General features: G+C 69.7%; 15 protein-coding genes. 6 read left to right on the top strand and 9 right to left on the bottom strand.

The window, feature by feature from the left end; all coding sequences use genetic code 11:
- Positions 1–13: 13 nt before the first annotated feature.
- The gene (locus tag DACI_RS04985; RefSeq protein WP_012202913.1) at positions 14–988 is read right to left on the bottom strand and encodes a LysR family transcriptional regulator; all 975 of its coding nucleotides are present in this window, start codon (positions 986–988) and stop codon (positions 14–16) included.
- Positions 989–1070: 82 nt separating this feature from the next.
- Here DACI_RS04985 and DACI_RS04980 point away from each other — a divergent pair, with 82 nt between their 5' ends.
- A complete protein-coding gene (locus tag DACI_RS04980; RefSeq protein ID WP_012202912.1) occupies positions 1071–2609 on the top strand; it encodes a CoA-acylating methylmalonate-semialdehyde dehydrogenase in 1539 nt (512 codons plus the stop codon).
- 64 nt (positions 2610–2673) lie between these two features.
- On the opposite strand, the gene DACI_RS04975 is transcribed toward DACI_RS04980, so the two are convergent.
- The 3 genes from DACI_RS04975 to dacB form a co-directional block, all read right to left on the bottom strand.
- The gene (locus DACI_RS04975) at positions 2674–3345 is read right to left on the bottom strand and encodes an OmpW/AlkL family protein (RefSeq protein WP_012202911.1); all 672 of its coding nucleotides are present in this window, start codon (positions 3343–3345) and stop codon (positions 2674–2676) included.
- Positions 3346–3376: 31 nt separating this feature from the next.
- Positions 3377–4510 carry an SGNH/GDSL hydrolase family protein gene (locus DACI_RS04970; RefSeq protein ID WP_012202910.1) on the bottom strand — a complete coding sequence of 378 codons (1134 nt, stop codon included), beginning with the start codon at positions 4508–4510 and terminating at the stop codon, positions 3377–3379.
- Between the two features lie 252 nt (positions 4511–4762).
- A complete protein-coding gene (dacB, locus tag DACI_RS04965; RefSeq protein ID WP_225971040.1) occupies positions 4763–6298 on the bottom strand; it encodes a D-alanyl-D-alanine carboxypeptidase/D-alanyl-D-alanine endopeptidase in 1536 nt (511 codons plus the stop codon).
- A gap of 102 nt (positions 6299–6400) precedes the next feature.
- On the opposite strand from dacB, the gene tsaB reads away from it, so the two are divergent.
- The 4 genes from tsaB (at position 6401) to corA (ending at position 9775) form a co-directional block, all read left to right on the top strand.
- Positions 6401–7141: a tRNA (adenosine(37)-N6)-threonylcarbamoyltransferase complex dimerization subunit type 1 TsaB gene (gene tsaB, locus DACI_RS04960; RefSeq protein ID WP_043783177.1), complete on the top strand. Its 741-nt coding sequence runs from the start codon at positions 6401–6403 to the stop codon at positions 7139–7141.
- On the top strand, positions 7138–7662 hold the full coding sequence (gene rimI / locus DACI_RS04955; protein ID WP_013804496.1) for a ribosomal protein S18-alanine N-acetyltransferase: 525 nt from the start codon (positions 7138–7140) through the stop codon (positions 7660–7662). The genes tsaB and rimI overlap by 4 nt, the downstream gene beginning before the upstream one ends.
- Positions 7653–8615, top strand: coding sequence for a uracil-DNA glycosylase family protein (locus DACI_RS04950; protein ID WP_012202906.1), 963 nt, complete (start codon positions 7653–7655; stop codon positions 8613–8615). Before rimI ends, DACI_RS04950 begins: the two co-directional genes overlap by 10 nt.
- Positions 8616–8788: 173 nt before the next feature.
- Positions 8789–9775: a magnesium/cobalt transporter CorA gene (gene corA / locus DACI_RS04945; protein ID WP_012202905.1), complete on the top strand. Its 987-nt coding sequence runs from the start codon at positions 8789–8791 to the stop codon at positions 9773–9775.
- A 34-nt stretch (positions 9776–9809) separates the two neighbouring features.
- On the opposite strand, the gene DACI_RS04940 is transcribed toward corA, so the two are convergent.
- From DACI_RS04940 to DACI_RS04925, 4 genes are all read right to left on the bottom strand, one after another.
- Complete coding sequence (locus tag DACI_RS04940; RefSeq protein ID WP_012202904.1) at positions 9810–10205, bottom strand: RidA family protein; 396 nt, start codon at positions 10203–10205, stop codon at positions 9810–9812.
- Entirely contained in the window at positions 10195–11337 is a 1143-nt protein-coding gene (locus DACI_RS04935; RefSeq protein ID WP_012202903.1) for a DSD1 family PLP-dependent enzyme, read from the bottom strand. Before DACI_RS04935 ends, DACI_RS04940 begins: the two co-directional genes overlap by 11 nt.
- Positions 11338–11356: 19 nt before the next feature.
- A complete protein-coding gene (locus DACI_RS04930; protein ID WP_012202902.1) occupies positions 11357–12370 on the bottom strand; it encodes a tripartite tricarboxylate transporter substrate binding protein BugD in 1014 nt (337 codons plus the stop codon).
- 66 nt (positions 12371–12436) lie between these two features.
- Positions 12437–13114 carry an HAD family hydrolase gene (locus DACI_RS04925; protein ID WP_012202901.1) on the bottom strand — a complete coding sequence of 226 codons (678 nt, stop codon included), beginning with the start codon at positions 13112–13114 and terminating at the stop codon, positions 12437–12439.
- 72 nt (positions 13115–13186) lie between these two features.
- Here DACI_RS04925 and DACI_RS04920 point away from each other — a divergent pair, with 72 nt between their 5' ends.
- The gene (locus tag DACI_RS04920) at positions 13187–14095 is read left to right on the top strand and encodes a LysR family transcriptional regulator (protein WP_012202900.1); all 909 of its coding nucleotides are present in this window, start codon (positions 13187–13189) and stop codon (positions 14093–14095) included.
- Between the two features lie 7 nt (positions 14096–14102).
- Here DACI_RS04920 and DACI_RS04915 read toward each other — a convergent pair whose 3' ends face one another.
- Positions 14103–15398, bottom strand: a complete 1296-nt coding sequence (locus DACI_RS04915; RefSeq protein WP_012202899.1) for an MFS transporter — start codon at positions 15396–15398, stop codon at positions 14103–14105.
- Positions 15399–15400: the final 2 nt, after the last annotated feature.

Raw genomic sequence — 15400 nt, 5'->3', positions numbered from 1 at the left:
GGGGCAGCAGCCTTCACCGAATGAACCCTGCCGCAAACGACGCCCGCAGGAACTCCACGAACACCGCCACCGCGCGCGGCACGTGGCTGGCGTAGGGGCGGATGGCGAACAGCTGTTCGCCGAAGGCGTCGACGGGCCGCCAGCCGGGCAGCACCTCGCGCAGGTGGCCGGAGGCCAGGCCCGACTGGGCGCTGAAGTCGGGCACCAGGGCGATGCCCAGGCCTGCCATGGCGGCATCGCGCAGCATTTCGCTGTTGTTGGCGGCAAAACCGCCGGCCACGGGCACGACGGTGCGTACTGCGTCTGCACTGGCGTCCGCACCGGCGTACGCACCGGCATAGGCGGGCACGAAGCTCCAGGCCATGGCGCCCTGGGTGCGCGGGTAGTGCAGGCACTGGTGCGCGGCCAGGTCCTGCGGGGTGGCCGGGGTGCCGTGCGCGGCCAGGTAGTCCGTGCTGGCCACCAGCAGCGAGCGCGTGGGCGCCAGCGCCCAGGCCACATGGGTTTCGGGCGGGGTGGAGGCATGGCGCACGGCGATGTCGAAGCCCTCCATCGCCAGCGAGCGCAGGTGGTCAGACAGGTCCAGCTCCAGCCGGATCTGCGGATGGGCGCGCAGGAAGGCCGGCAGCCGGGGCATGAGCTGCTGGCGCGAGAAGGCCACGGGCGCGGTCACGCGCAGCAGGCCGCGCGGCTCGGCAGCCAGGTCGCGCACGCCCGCAAAGCTGTCGGCGATGTGCTCGAAGGCGCCGCGCGTCTCGTCCACCAGGCGCTGGCCCGCTTCGGTCAGGCGCACGCTGCGCGTGGTGCGTGTGACCAGGGCCACGCCGGCCGCGCGCTCCAGCTCGGCCACGCGCTGGCTCATGGCCGCCTTGCTCACGCCCAGGCGCGCGGCGGCCGAGGTGAAGCTGCCTTGCTGCTCCAGCACGACCAGCCAGTGCAGGTGGCTCCACAAGGCCTCGGCCTTGGCATCGGGTTTTTCATTTGCCATGCAGAGATTGTTCAGCAAAATGAACAATCAATTCAAGCGCAGCGCCTAGGCAGGCCGAAGGCGCACTCCTAGACTGGCTGGCATGAACACCGCAAACACCTCCTTCGCTTCCATCGTCCATTACGTCAACGGCCAGCGCACGGCAGGTGCCAGCGGCCGCGAGCAGGACGTGACCAACCCGGCCACCGGCCAGGTCACGGGCCGCGTGGCCCTGGCCTCGCGCGCCGATGTCGATGCCGCCGTGGCGGCCGCCCAGGCGGCCTTCCCCAAGTGGGCCGACACGCCGCCGCTGCGCCGGGCGCGCGTGATGTTTCGCTTCCTCGAGCTGCTCAACCAGCACAAGGACGAACTGGCCCACGCCATCACGGCCGAGCACGGCAAGGTCTTCACCGATGCGCAGGGCGAGGTCAGCCGCGGCATCGACATCGTGGAGTTCGCCTGCGGCATCCCGCAGCTGCTCAAGGGCGATTTCACCGACCAGGTCTCCACCGGCATCGACAACTGGACGCTGCGCCAGCCGCTGGGCGTGGTGGCGGGCGTGACGCCGTTCAACTTCCCCGTGATGGTGCCGATGTGGATGTTCCCGGTGGCCATTGCGGCGGGCAACACCTTCGTGCTCAAGCCCAGCCCCATCGATCCCACGCCCTCGCTGCTGATCGCCGACCTGCTCAAGCAGGCCGGCCTGCCCGACGGCGTGTTCAACGTGGTCCAGGGCGACAAGGAAGCCGTGGATGCGCTGATCGAGCATCCCCAGGTGAAGGCCGTGAGCTTTGTCGGCTCCACGCCCATTGCCAACTACATCTACGAGACGGGCGCCCGCCACGGCAAGCGCGTGCAGGCCCTGGGCGGCGCCAAGAACCACATGGTGGTCATGCCCGACGCCGATATCGAACAGGCCGTGGACGCACTGATCGGCGCCGGCTACGGCTCGGCCGGCGAGCGCTGCATGGCCATCAGTGTGGCCGTGCTGGTGGGCGACGTGGCCGACCAGCTGCTGCCGCGCCTGATCGAGCGCACCAAGGCCCTGAAGGTGCTGGACGGCGAGGACCTGGCCGCGGAAATGGGCCCCATCGTGACCCGCGCCGCACACGATCGCATCAGCGGCTACATCGACCTGGGCGTCAAGGAAGGCGCGCAGTTGCTGGTCGATGGCCGGGGCTTCAACGGCAAGGCGGCCGGCGCCGCCACGGGCACCGACACCTCGGGCGGCTTCTGGCTGGGCGGCACGCTGTTCGACCATGTCACGCCCGACATGCGCATCTACAAGGAAGAGATCTTCGGCCCCGTACTGGCCGTGGTGCGCGCCAAGGACTTCGCCGAGGCCGTGCAGCTGGTCAACGACCATGAGTTCGGCAACGGCGTGGCCTGCTTCACACGCGACGGCAATGTGGCGCGCGAGTTCGGCCGCCGCATCGAGGTCGGCATGGTCGGCATCAACGTGCCGATTCCCGTTCCCATGGCCTGGCACGGCTTCGGCGGCTGGAAGCGCAGCCTGTTCGGCGACATGCATGCCTACGGCGAGGAAGGCGTGCGCTTCTACACCCGCCAAAAGAGCATCATGCAGCGCTGGCCCGAGAGCACGCCCAAGGGCGCGGAATTCGTGATGCCCACGGCCAAGTAGGCGCAGGCCCGCTCCATGAAAAAACCAGCCCGCGGGCTGGTTTTTCTTTGGGGACTGCGACCTGTCAGAAGCGGTATCCGATGCCGATGGCGTAGACGTTGGGATTGAGCTTGAGCGACACGCTCTGGCCCGAGGACAGGTGTGCCGTGGTCTTCAGGAAGCTCTTGTAGTAGGCCACGTCCAGGAACCAGCGCTCGTTGAAGCTGTAGACGAAGCCGATCTGCGGCGTCAGGCCCCACTTGCTGTCCACCGAGGCCGTGGTGGGGTTGGCCAGGGTGCCGCCGGTCAGGCCGTTGAGGGAGGCCGTGGTGCGCTCGCCGAAGAACTTGGCATAGGTCACGCCCAGGCCCAGGTAGGGGCGGAAGGCGGAGTTGGCCTCGCCGAAGCGGTACTGCGCGAACACGGTGGCGGGCAGCACCTTGGTGCGGCCGAGCTTGCCCGTGCCGGAGATGGCGCCATCGCCCACGAAGTCGTGCTTGAACGGCAGGCCCACGGGCACGTCGATGGCCCAGTTGTTGGTGACCATGTAGGTCACGCCGCCCGTGAGCTGGCTGTTGGCCTTCACGTCCACGCGGGTGTCGGGGAAGCTGGGCGTGCTCAGCCAGCCGCTGCTGGTCTGGGGATCGATGCGCGTGGCGCCCAGGCGCACGCTCCAGGTGCCGGCGGACTGGGCGGTGGCGGCCATGCAGGCCGTGGCCATGGCCACGGCGGCGGTGATACGCAGGAATGTCTTCATGGATGTGTCTCCTCGTGCTGCGTGTCTGCTATCACAGCCAGCCGGCGCGGGCCAGGGTGCGGGAGGCCAGCTGGCTCATTTGCTGGTGGCCGTAGGGCGTGGGGTGGAAGCTGTCGGCAAAGGCATAGCTCTTCCACCAGTTGGCGCTGGTCTCGCCCACGGGAATGGAGGCGGACAGCGCGGCCTCGGTGCAGGTCGGGAAGCTGTAGGTGGGCAGGCCGTCGGCGCCCACGCCGGTGGCCGGGCAGGCCGGCTTTTTCACGTTGGTGTACGCGTACTGGGCGGGGTCGGCCATCTGCTGGCGGAACTCGCTGTAGAAGTCGATGATGGCCACGCGGCTCTCACCCGTGAAACCGGCCGCGACCTGCTGGTTGAAGGCCTTGACCCAGCCGTCGAACACGGTCTCCAGCTGCGCGGCGGCGGCCGAGCCCTGCTGCTGGGCCACGGACTGCAGCACCAGCTGGAAGCGCGGCGTCAGCGTGATGGCGGGCACGTTGAGGATGGCCACGCGCGTGGCGCCCTTGCCCAGCACATTGGTCTGGATGCTGGAGACAAAGCCCTTGGCCAGGTTCTGCATGTACAGGCCACCGGCCTGGGCCATGCCGGCCTGGCCCTGCTGCAGCAGCGCGCCCAGCGTGGCCGCGTCGATCTTGGTGGACAGCAGTGCCTTGAAGCTCGCACCCTGGTCCCTGGAGGCGGCCAGGAAGGCGCCGACCACGTCGGCCGCGTCATTGGCGCCGCCGTCGATCACCGCCAGGTCATCGGCCGTGAAGCCTGCCGCGCCGGCCAGCAGGATCTGCTGCGTGATGGAGATGGGCGCAGTGGGCGCGCTGGTGTAGTTGATGCGGCCACCGCCCACGGCGTAGTTGTTGCAGGCCGTGTTGGGCGTGAAGGCCGTGCCGTTGAAACGCGGGCACAGGGAGATGTTGTACAGGCCCGCCACGCGCTCGGCCCAGACCTGGTTGGAGCCGGCGCCCGTCAGCGTGGCGTTCTGCACGGTGAACTTGTAGCCGAAGGTGCCGCTGTCGGAGAGGCTGTCGCCCATCACCTTGACGGAGGTGATCTTGGCGCGGGGGGTGGTGTCAGCGCCGCTGCCGCCGCCGCATGCGGCCAGCAGGCCGGCCGTGGCCAGAGCGGCCGCGAGGATTCGATAACGATTTGCCAAGATGGAATCTCCGTGAAGTGTTATGAATAGCACGACCGTGCTTTTTTGCTAAAGCCATCGTAACGACACTTGCGCATTGGCGACACCGGGCAACTACGGATAGGAATCGCACGCCGACAAGGCAATTCGCACGCGGGCGAACAGACGATAAGGACCGCCGCATCGCCCGTGGGTAGGACAACGTCCTTGCTGGAAAAACAATGAAAAAGGGCCTGCGAAAGCAGGCCCTGCACAAGACGCGAAGGCGCTCGGTCAGCGGTCGCGCGCCGTCCAGTCCACCAGCGCATCCCAGGCCGCGCGCGCGGCCGGGGCGTTGGCGTGGTTGGCCATGGCCACCAGCACGTAGCGGCGGCCGCTGGCCCCGTCCACATAGCCGGCCAGGGCCGAAGCATCGCGCAGCGTGCCGGTCTTCAGATGCGCCATGCCCTGGGCCCGGCTGAGGCTGCGGCGCAGCGTGCCATCCACGCCGACGATGGGCATGGAGGCCACGAACTCCGGCATCACCGGCGAGGCCCAGGCCTGCTGCAGCAAGCGGCCCAGACCCGAGGCGGTGATGCGCGCCTCGCGGCTCAGGCCGGCGCCGTTGTCGGCCACGGGCTGCTCGGCCGCGCCCCAGCGCGCCTGCCACCACTGGCCCAGGGCCTGGCGCGAGGACTCGAAGCTGGCCACGCCCGTGCGCTGCATGCCCATGGTCAGGAACACCTGCTGGGCCATGACGTTGTTGCTGTACTTGTTGATGTCGCGCACCACCTCGGCCAGCGAGGGCGATTCGCTCTGGAACGCTGGCTGCAGCCCGGCCGGCACGCGGCCGTCGTGCACGGTGCCGGTGAGCTTGCCGCCCAGCTCGCGCCACATGCCCTCGATGGCGCGGGCCGCGAAGGCCTCGGGCTGGGCCGGCGCCAGCGACCAGCTCTTGTCGCCGCAGCTGGCCGGGAACGGGCCGGCAAAGGCGATGCGCAGCGGGTCGGTCATGTCCAGCTGCAGACGGGCGCGCCAGTCGCCGCATTCGCTGCCGGCCGGCGCCAGCGGCACGGTTTCCTGCTGCTGGATGCCGGCCAGCGGCGGATCGTATTGCAGCCGCGCCACGCCCGCCGCCGCGTCGGGCGTGAAGCCCACGGTCACGGCCTTGTAGTTGACCAGCAGCGCGTCGGGCGCCACGTTGTAGGGGCGCCAGGGTTCGTTGTCGAAGGTGGCCGCGTCATGGCCGCTCACGGAAAACGCGCTGCGGTCCAGCACGATGTCGCCCACGATGACCTTGATGCCCATGCCCTGCAGGCGGCGCAGCATCAGCCACAGTCGCTCCATCACGAGTTTGGGATCGCCCTGGCCCTGGATGTACAGCGGCCCGCGCAGCACGCCGTCCTGCACCGGCCCGCCCAGGAAGACGGGCGTGCGCCAGACATGTGCGGGACCCAGCTGGTCCAGCGCCGCATAGGTGGTGACCAGCTTCATGACCGAGGCGGGGTTCATGGCCACGTGGCTTTGCCAGTCCAGGCGCGGGGCGGCTCGGCCATCGACCTCGACCACCAGGGCCGAGACCGCGTCGCGCGGCAGCTTGGCGCGCGCAAGCGCCGCCTCCACGGCCGGGGGCAGCCGGCTTTCGCGTGCAGTCTTGGTGGACAGCGAGGCCGGCGAGGTGGGCGCATCTGCCTGGGCGCTTGCCACGCCGGGCAGGACAGACGCCGCCAGCAGCGCGGCCGCCAGGCACTGGCGTGAACGCGGCGTTCCGAGTGAGAAGGCGGAGGAAATCGAGGAAATAAGGGAAGAAGACGTCGAAAGATGCAACATGGCCGGCAAGTCTACGCCGGTCATTGCAGCCCTGCCGGGCGCGGGACGGGCGGGGCACCGATAATCCTGCACTTGCTGCGGCACCGCCGCCTGCCCCAAGCCATGAATCTTCTTGCCCTAGACACCAGTACCGACACCCTCTCCATCGCCGTGCAGCACGGCGATGCCGTCTGGGAGCACAGCGGCCCCGGCGGTCCGCAGACCTCGACCGAGCTGATCCCCGCCATCCTGGCGCTGATGGCCCAGGCCGGCCTGGAATTCGCCGAGCTGCAGGCCATCGTCTTCGGCCGGGGTCCGGGCTCGTTCACGGGCCTGCGCACGGCCTGCTCCGTGGCCCAGGGGCTGGCCTTTGCCGCCCGCGTGCCCGTGCTGCCCATGGACAGCCTCCTGGCCGTGGCCGAGCAGGCCCGCATGCAATACGGCTGCACCGACCTCATCGCCGTGATCGATGCGCGCATGAACGAGGTCTACCACGCCGCCTACCACTGGAGCGACGGCCGCTGGAACGACATTGGCGAGCAAAGCGGTGACTTCGGCCTGTGCGCGCCCGAGGCCCTGCAACTGCCGCCCGGCACCGTGGTGGCCGGCAACGCCCTGGCCGCCTACGGCGAGCGCCTGGCGCCCCAGGCCATCCACCTGGCCGCCCTGCCCACCGCCGCCGCCATGCTGCGCCTGGCCCCGGCCCTGCTGGCGGCCGACCGCGCCTTGCCGGCCGACCAGGCCCTGCCGCGCTACATCCGCGATAAAGTCGCGCAGACCACGGCCGAGCGGGAGGCTGCCAAGGCGGCCGCCGCGCTGGCCCTGGCCACGCCCACACCAGAGGCCACCCCACCCGCACCATGAGCACGCACACGCCACAGCCCTCGCGGCCGCAGCCGCCCCTGACCGACGCTCCGGCGCCGGAGCGGGACAGCGTGCGCTTCGAGCCGCTGAACGTGCTGTCGCTCGACATGCTGCTGCCCGTGGAGCAGCAGGCCTACTCGCATCCCTGGTCCCGTGGCAACTTCATCGATGCCATGGCGGCCGGCAATGAAGCGCAGCTGCTGGTCGATGCCCGGGGCGAACTGGTGGGCTACTTCGTCGCCATGATCGTGCTCGACGAGGTCCACCTGCTCAACATCACCGTGGCCCCGTCGCGCCAGCGCCAGGGGTGGGCCCGCATCCTGCTGGACGCGCTGGCCCTGTGGGCGCGCCAGCGCAAGGCCCAATGGATCTGGCTGGAAGTGCGCGAGAGCAATGTCCGCGCACGCAGCATCTACGCCGCGCATGGCTACCAGGAGGTGGGCCTGCGCAAGAACTACTACCCCATGCACGACGGCCCGCGCGAGCATGCCGTGCTCATGAGCCTCAAGCTATGGCCCTGAATCTAGACACCCGCCAGCGGGCCATGCTGCACGCCATGGGCATCACCGTCTGGCTGCCCGAGCCTGAGACCGCACCCGCCGTGCTGTCCGAGGCCCTGGCTGCGCCCGCCGATGCGCCTGCAGCGGCGCCCCTGGCAGATCCGCCGGTGGCCCGCCCCGTGCCGCCGCCCGTGCAGGAGGCGCCCTCCCCGGCGCCTGCTGCACCGGCGCCTGATGCACCGGCGCCTGTCGCCGCGCCAACGCCCGCACGCGTTCAGGTGCCTGTCCAGGCGCCACCGCCTCCCGCACCCGTGCACGCCTCTCCCGCACCCGTCATTCCCGAACGCGAACGCCCGCCGCGCCGCTACGTGCAGCAGCCCGTGGCCGGCGCCCCCGGGCTGGGCTGGCGGCTGGGCCCCGTACGGCCCGTGTATGCGGCAACCCCGCCTGCCGGTGATGGCGGCGAAGGCGGCTGGCTGATCCTGCTGGAGCCGCCCGCCAACTCGCTGCCCCTGCCACCCGCCCAGCGCCCCGGCCCCGACTGCGCGCGCACCGCGCTGGAAGGTGACGCGGCCCGGCTGCTGGACAACATGCTGCGCGCGCTGAACCTGCAGGACCATCCGCGCCTGTACAGCGCCGCCCTGCACCGCGTGCAGCCTGCGGCCGAAGGACAGGAGGCGCCCGAGGTCCCGGCGCTGCAGCCATCGCTGGAGGCGCTGCTGCGCGATCTGCGCCCGGCCTGCGTGCTGGTGCTGGGCCTGGCCACGGCGCGCGCCGTGCTGCAGCGCCAGGAGGCGCTGGGCCGCCTGCGTGCCGAGCCGCACCGCATTGCGGGCGTGCCCGCCGTGGTCAGCTACGACCCCAACTACCTGCTGCGCGCCCCCCAGGCCAAGGCCGGCGCCTGGGCCGACCTGTGCCATGCGCAGGCTTTTGTGACAGGCCGCCAGATGCCCCCTGGAGCCGCTTCCGAATAGCGCAGCCGGCCCGCATGTTGCAGCGCAACGCTGCATAATCCAACGCTTTGCATCTTGGAGAAAGCTCCGTGGAAACCTACCCCAGTTGGTAGCTTTCAACTCCCGGTTGGCCTGTGGGGTTGAAAGCACCTCCGATACCCCGCACGCCTGAGAAGAACACCTGGAGTGAGCCTATGCTCAACATCTTTACGCTGGCCAATGGCCGCCTGGTTCAAGAAGAGATCGAGTCGCTGGAGGAGCTGTCCCGCTTCAAGCCGATCTGGGTGGACCTGGAGTCGCCCACGGTCGAGGAAAAGCGCTGGATCAAGCAGCACTACGAGCTGTCCATCCCCGAGGATGCGATGGACGACGACATCGAGGAGTCCGCCCGCTTCTACGAGGAAGACAACGGCGAGCTGCACATCCGCAGCGACTTCCTGATCGACGATGACGAGGACCCGCGTTCGGTGCGCGTGGCCTTCATCGTCAACGAGCACAACAAGAACCTGCGCAGCTGCGGCGTGCTTTTCTCCATCCACGACGAGGACGTGCCGGTCTTCCGGCTGCTGCGCATGCGCGCACGCCGCGCGCCGGGCCTGATCGACGAGGCCAAGGACGTGCTGCTCAAGCTCTTCGACGCCGACGCCGAATACTCGGCCGACACGCTGGAGCGCATCTACGACGACCTCGAAAAGGCCAGCCAGATGGTGCTGTCCGGCGACGTGACCGACGACGTGGCCCGCGAGGTGCTGGGCGCCATCGCGCGCCAGGAAGACTTGAACGGCCGCATCCGCCGCAACGTCATGGACACGCGCCGCGCCGTCAGCTTCATGATGCGCTCCAAGATGCTCAATGCCGAGCAGTTCGAGGAAGCGCGCCAGATCCTGCGCGACATCGAATCGCTGGACAGCCACACGGCCTTCCTCTTCGACAAGATCAACTTCCTGATGGATGCCACGGTCGGCTTCATCAACATCAACCAGAACAAGATCATCAAGATCTTCTCGGTGGCCAGCGTGGCCCTGCTGCCGCCCACGCTGATCGCCAGCGTCTACGGCATGAACTTCCGCTTCATGCCCGAGCTGGAATGGGAGTTCGGCTACGTCTACGTCATCGCGCTCATGGTGCTCAGCGCCGTGGGGCCCATGCTCTACTTCCGCAAGCGCGGCTGGCTGAAGTAGCGGCAGCCGGCCCCCCTCGGGCCGGAACGCCTTCTCAGGCCAGCGCCACGGCCTCGATCTCCACCTTCAACCCGAAATGCAGCGCCCCCGTGGGCACCACGGCGCGCGCGGGCCGGTGCGTGCCGGCCCAGTCCGCGTAGATGCGGTCGAAGGCCGGCCAGTGCGCCATGTCGTCCAGGTACACGCGCACCTGCAGCAGCCGTGGCACGCCGCTGCCGGCCAGCTCCAGCGCCGCTGCCAGGTTGGCCAGCGCCTGCCGGGCCTGGTCCTCGAAACCGGCATCCACCAGGCGCGTGCCGTCGGGCCGTATGGGCAGCTGCCCTGACACGAAGACCAGCCCCTGGCCCGTGGCCGTGTGGCTGTAGTGGCCGCCCGGCGCAGGCAGGTTCGGCGATGCATGGCGCAGATCGATCCCGTTTTCACCAGCCATGGAGCCGCTCCCAGGTTTGCACCGAGCCATCTGCCGCCAGCGCCTGGTAGGCCGGGAACTGCGCGCCCGTGGCGCAGGCATGGTTGGGCAGGATGCGCAGCCGCGTGCCCAGGGGAAAGCGCGTGGCGATGTCGGCCTCCGCCGTGCCATCGGCCCGGGCCAGGATGCCGTGCTCCTGGTTGGCGCCCGTGAGAACGAAGCCCGGCATCACCCGCCCCTGCAGGTCGCAGACCTGGCCGTAGCCGAAATCCTGTTTCTGCCGGGCCGTTCCGCGGTCGCGGCTCATGGCCATCCAGCCCGCATCCACGATGGCCCAGCCCTTGTCGGCCTGGTGGCCGATCACGGTGGCCAGCACCGACAGCGCCACGTCCTCGGCCGTGCACACGCCGATGTTGCGCATCACCAGGTCGAAGAACACGTAGACGCCTGCGCGCACCTCGGTCACGCCGTCCAGCCGGCTGGCCGCCAGCGCCGTGGGCGTGGAGCCCACGCTGACCACGGGGCACGGCAGGCCGGCCGCGCGCAGGGCCTCGGCAGCCTGCACGCAGCCGGCGCGCTCGCGTTCGGCCAGGGCCTGCAGCGCCTCGGGCGTGTCCAGCTCGTAGCTGGAGCCCGCATGCGTGAGCACGCCGCCCAGGCGCATGCCGCCGTCGTGCAGCGTGCGGCCAATGGCCAGCAGCAGCGGCGTATCGTCTGCGCCCACGCCAGAGCGGTGGCCGTCGGTGTCGATCTCTATCCACACCTCGAAGGCCTCGCCCTGCTCGCCGCCGAACGCGGCAATGGCCTGGGCCGCAGCCACGCTGTCCACGATGAGCTTGAGGTCGCAGCCGCGCCGGCGCAGTTGCAGGGCCTGCGGCAGGCGGTGCGGCGCCATGCTGACTGCATAGAGGATGTCGGTGGTGCCAGCCGCAAAGAACTGCTCGGCCTCCTTCAGGGTGGAGACCGTGATGCCCGAGGCCCCTGCCGCACGCTGCGCGGCGGCCACGGGCACGCTCTTGCTGGTCTTCACATGGGGGCGCAGGCGCACGCCCTGCGCGTCCATGCGCTGCTGCATGCGGGCGATGTTGCGCTGCATGCGGTCGAGGTCGATCACGGCAGCGGGCGTGTCCAGGGTCAGAAGTGTGTCTTGCATGGTGTTTCTCTCTCCATCGTCAATCCAGGTATTGGCCTTTGGCCTTGAGGGCAGGCACGTCGTTGCGCAGTCCCTGTTCGATCAAGGCGGAGACCGTGGCCGGCACGGCCTGCTCGGGCGACGGCAGCTCCACCCCCAGCGCGGCCATCTGTGCGCGCAGGCCCGCATCGCCCATGGCGTGCTGCAGCGACCGCGTCAGCCGCGCGAGCACCGCTGGCGGCGTGCCGCGTGGTGCGAAGATCGCGTTCCATGAGCGCGCCTGCAGGGGGTGGCCGGCCTCGGCGCTGGCCGCCGTGCCCGGCAGTTGAGCCAGGCGCTGTGTTCCCAGCACCGCAATCGCCTTGATGCGGCCGCCCGCGATCTGCGGCAGCGCCGTCGTCGTCTGGTCGCACATGAAATCGGTCTGTCCGCCCATGAGATCGTTCATGGCAGGCGCGATCCCGCGATAGGGAACATGGGTGGGGCTTTGGCCCAGCGCCGACAGCAGCAGCACGCACCCATAGTGCGATATCGAGCCCACGCCGGCGCTGCCATAGGAGGCTGCGGCCTGGTTGCGCTTGAGCCACTCGGCGAACTGGCGCAGATCGGAGGCCGGCAGATTGGCACGCGCCAGCAGCAGCATGGGCGCCGCGCCCGCAGGTCCCACAGGGGCGAAGTCGGCCACGGGGTCATAGGGCAGCTTGCGGTACAAGGCCACATTGACCACATGCGTGCCTATGCCGCCAAAGGACAGGGTGTAGCCGTCGGCGGCGGCCTTGCGCGCCTGGTTCAGGCCGATGGTTCCATTGGCGCCACCCAGGTTCTCGATCACCAGGGGTTGGCCCAGATGCTCCCCCATCTTCTGAGCCACGGCACGGGCCAGCGCATCGCTGGGGCCTCCCGGGGGAAACGGCACGACCAGCGTGACCGGCCTGGCCGGAAAGGCAGCGCCGGCCTGCGCCAGGGCTCCCTGGCTCCACGCCATGGCACAGACGATGGACAGGACCGGGAATGCGGACACAAGGGACAACGGCAGGGCTGGACGCAGCTGCATGGCAGGCTCCTCACAAGGGTGGACAGGAAAGGACGGCGGGCACAGCACCGGCTGCACCCTCGGGGTTCAGCCCTGCTGCGGGGAAAAGTCCCTGAGCCAGGGCAGTGCCGGCGCCAGCGTGGGTGCTTCGGCCTCGGCCTGCGGCGCGCCCGTGGGCCGCGACAGGCCCACGCGGTTGTGCCAGAAGGTGCGCAGGCCCACGGCCGAGGTGCCGAACAGGTCATAGCCCGATCCGGCCACGAAGGCGGCCTGGTCCGCAGGCAGCCCCAGCCGGTCCAGCGCCAGCTGGTAGGGCCGGGGGTCGGGCTTGTAGAAGCCTGCTGCTTCCGAGGTCACCACCACATCCCAATCCACGCCCAGCAGCGCGGCGGCACGTTGACCAAGGCGCTCGGAGCAATTGGTCACCACGGCCAGGCGGCAGTGCGGGCGCAGGGCGGCCAGCAGCTCGCGCGCGCCGTCCCAGGGCTGCAGCTGGTCCCATTGCGCCTCCAGCCGGTCGGCGGCCGAGGCGGGCAGGCCCCGGTTGCGAGCCGCCTCGCGCACCAGGTCTTCATAGGGTTGGTAGGCGCCGCAGCCATAGGTCAGGCGCAGGTACTCGGCACGCCAGTCGCGCCCTGCGGCCTCGCTGCCGGCAGCGCTGTTCCATACCGTCCAGGAGTCAAGCAAGGCGGTCAGCAGGTCGAAAAGCACGGCACGGGGCCAGGCGGCGGCGGTCGTTTCCGTCAGTGGGGCTGGGGTGTTCATGGCCTGGAACTGTACGGATGGAACCTGTGCCCGTGGTTAAATCCGCCGTCATCAATCGTTAAGGCAAATTGAATGATTGCCATCGAAGACCTGCAGCTTGCCGCCGCCCTGCTGCGCGAAAGCTCGCTGAGCGCCGCAGCCCGTGCGCTCGATGTGACGCCGCCCGCCCTGTCCATGCGGCTGCGCCGGCTGGAGGCCGAACTGGGCCTGTCCCTGGCCAACCGCAGCGCGCGGCGCCTGGCGCTGACGCCCGAGGGCGAGCGCTTCGCCCGCGAGGCCGTGCGGCTGCTGGGCCAGATCGAGGAGCTGCGCGACTCGCTGCACGGCGATGCCCGCCAGCTGGGCGGCACGCTGCGCATTGCCGCGCCCTTTGGCTACGGGCGCAGCCGGCTGGCCCCGGCCCTGGTGCCCTTCACGCGCCAGCACCCGCAACTGAAACTGCAGCTGGACCTGCGCGAAACGCCCTTCCCCGACCGCCACGATGCCGATGCCGTGGTCCACATCGGCGCGGTGCGCGACTCCTCCTGGGTGGCGCGCGAACTGGCCGCCAATGACCGCTGGCTGTGCGCCAGCCCCGACTACCTGCGCCGCCACGGCACGCCCGCCACGCCGCGCGAATTGCTGGAGCACGCCTGCATCTGCATCCGCGAGAACGAGGAGGATGTGACGCTGTGGCACCTGCGCCCCGCCGCCAGCCGGCGTGCCGCGGACGGCCAGACCCTGCGCGTGACGCCGTCCTACGTCACCAACGATGGCGGCGTGGCCCGCCACTGGGCCGAGCAGGGCCTGGGCCTGGTGCTGCGTTCGCAATGGGACATGGAGCAGGCCGTTGCCGAGGGTCGGCTGGTGCGCGTGCTGCCCGACTGGCATTTCGGCAGCGCGCCCGTCACCCTGCTGGTGCCCACGCGCAAGGGACGCACGGCACGCGTGCAGGCCCTGGTGACGTTTCTGGAGCAGTGCGCCGCAGCGGGCGCGCTGTAGTGCAGGGTCAGGCCGTGCGCGCGGACCTGTCCCGGGCATCGCTGGCACTGTCGGTGCCCCGGCCGCGCTCGCGCAGCCACAGCACCAGGCCGCAGACCATGACCACCAGCTGCGTGCCCACCAGCAGGCTGAAGCCTGCGACGAACCCGCCACCGGCCGAATGCGAGGTCCAGCCGATGACGGCCCCCATGAGCGCAGGCATGAAGCCAGCCACCAGGGTCGCCGTGCCGTTGACGACGCCGTAGGCGCTGGCCACATGCTCGGGCCGCGCGCAGTACTGCACGGTGCTGGGAATGGCCGGGCTCATCAGGCCCCAGCAGAAGTTGGCGGCGATCAGGCAGTAGGCCGCCGCGTAGCGGTCGTCCATGTGGATGGCCAGCCAGATGGCCAGCGCCAGGCCCAGGCTGCCGCCGACGAAGATCAGCGGCACCTGGCGGCGCGGCAGGCGGTCGATGACGATGCCGCCGACCAGCACGGCCAATACCGTGGCGTACTGCGGCAGCGAGGCTAGCCAGCCCATCTCGCGCAGCGAAAAGCCGCGCGACTCCAGATAGGCCGGCAGCCAGTTGCTGCTGCCCCAGAGGTAGGAGAAGAAGGCCGCCGACAGCACGGCCACCAGCACCAGATAGCGCGTGTGCATGGCGCCGCGCACGATCTGCCCGACCTGTCCCACCGCCTCGCCCAGCGAACGCGGGCGCGGCATGCCGGTGTCCACGCGGGGCATGCGGATGAAGGCCAGCACCAGCGGAATGCCGATGGCCACATTGATCAGGCCCAGCACGTGGAACGAGGTCTGCCAGTCATGGCCGGCCACCAGGTAGCCGATCAGCGGGTAGCCCACCGCCAGCCCCAGGCCCGTGCCCATGTTCACGAAGGAGTTGGGCAGGCCGTTCTCGTGGCTCTGGAAATGCGCCTTGATGTAGCTGCCCGCCAGCGAGTACAGCGGCCCTTCGGAGATGCCCAGCAGGATGCGCGAGGCCAGCAGCAGGCCATAGCTGTTCATGGCCGGGGACAGAAAGGACACGGCGCCCCACAGCAGCAGGCCGACCACCAGGCTTCGGCGCACGCCGAAGAGCGCCGCGCAAAACGGCGTCAACACGAAGGAAGAAACGCCGTAGCCCACCATGAAGGCCGTGGCCAGAAGGCCCTGGCGCGTGCGGTCGTCGTGCGTCAGCCCGATGTGGTCCAGAAATCCCTGATCGAGGATGAGGATCGAAAGGTTGATCCGGTCCACATAGGAGATGGCGACGATGATGAAGAGGCTGATCACCCCCCACCAGCGGGCCGCACGCATATCTTTCATGG

Origin of the sequence: Delftia acidovorans SPH-1 (assembly GCF_000018665.1) — a bacterium.
Lineage (GTDB): Bacteria > Pseudomonadota > Gammaproteobacteria > Burkholderiales > Burkholderiaceae_C > Comamonas > Comamonas acidovorans.
This window is presented reverse-complemented; position numbering and strand designations above follow the sequence as displayed.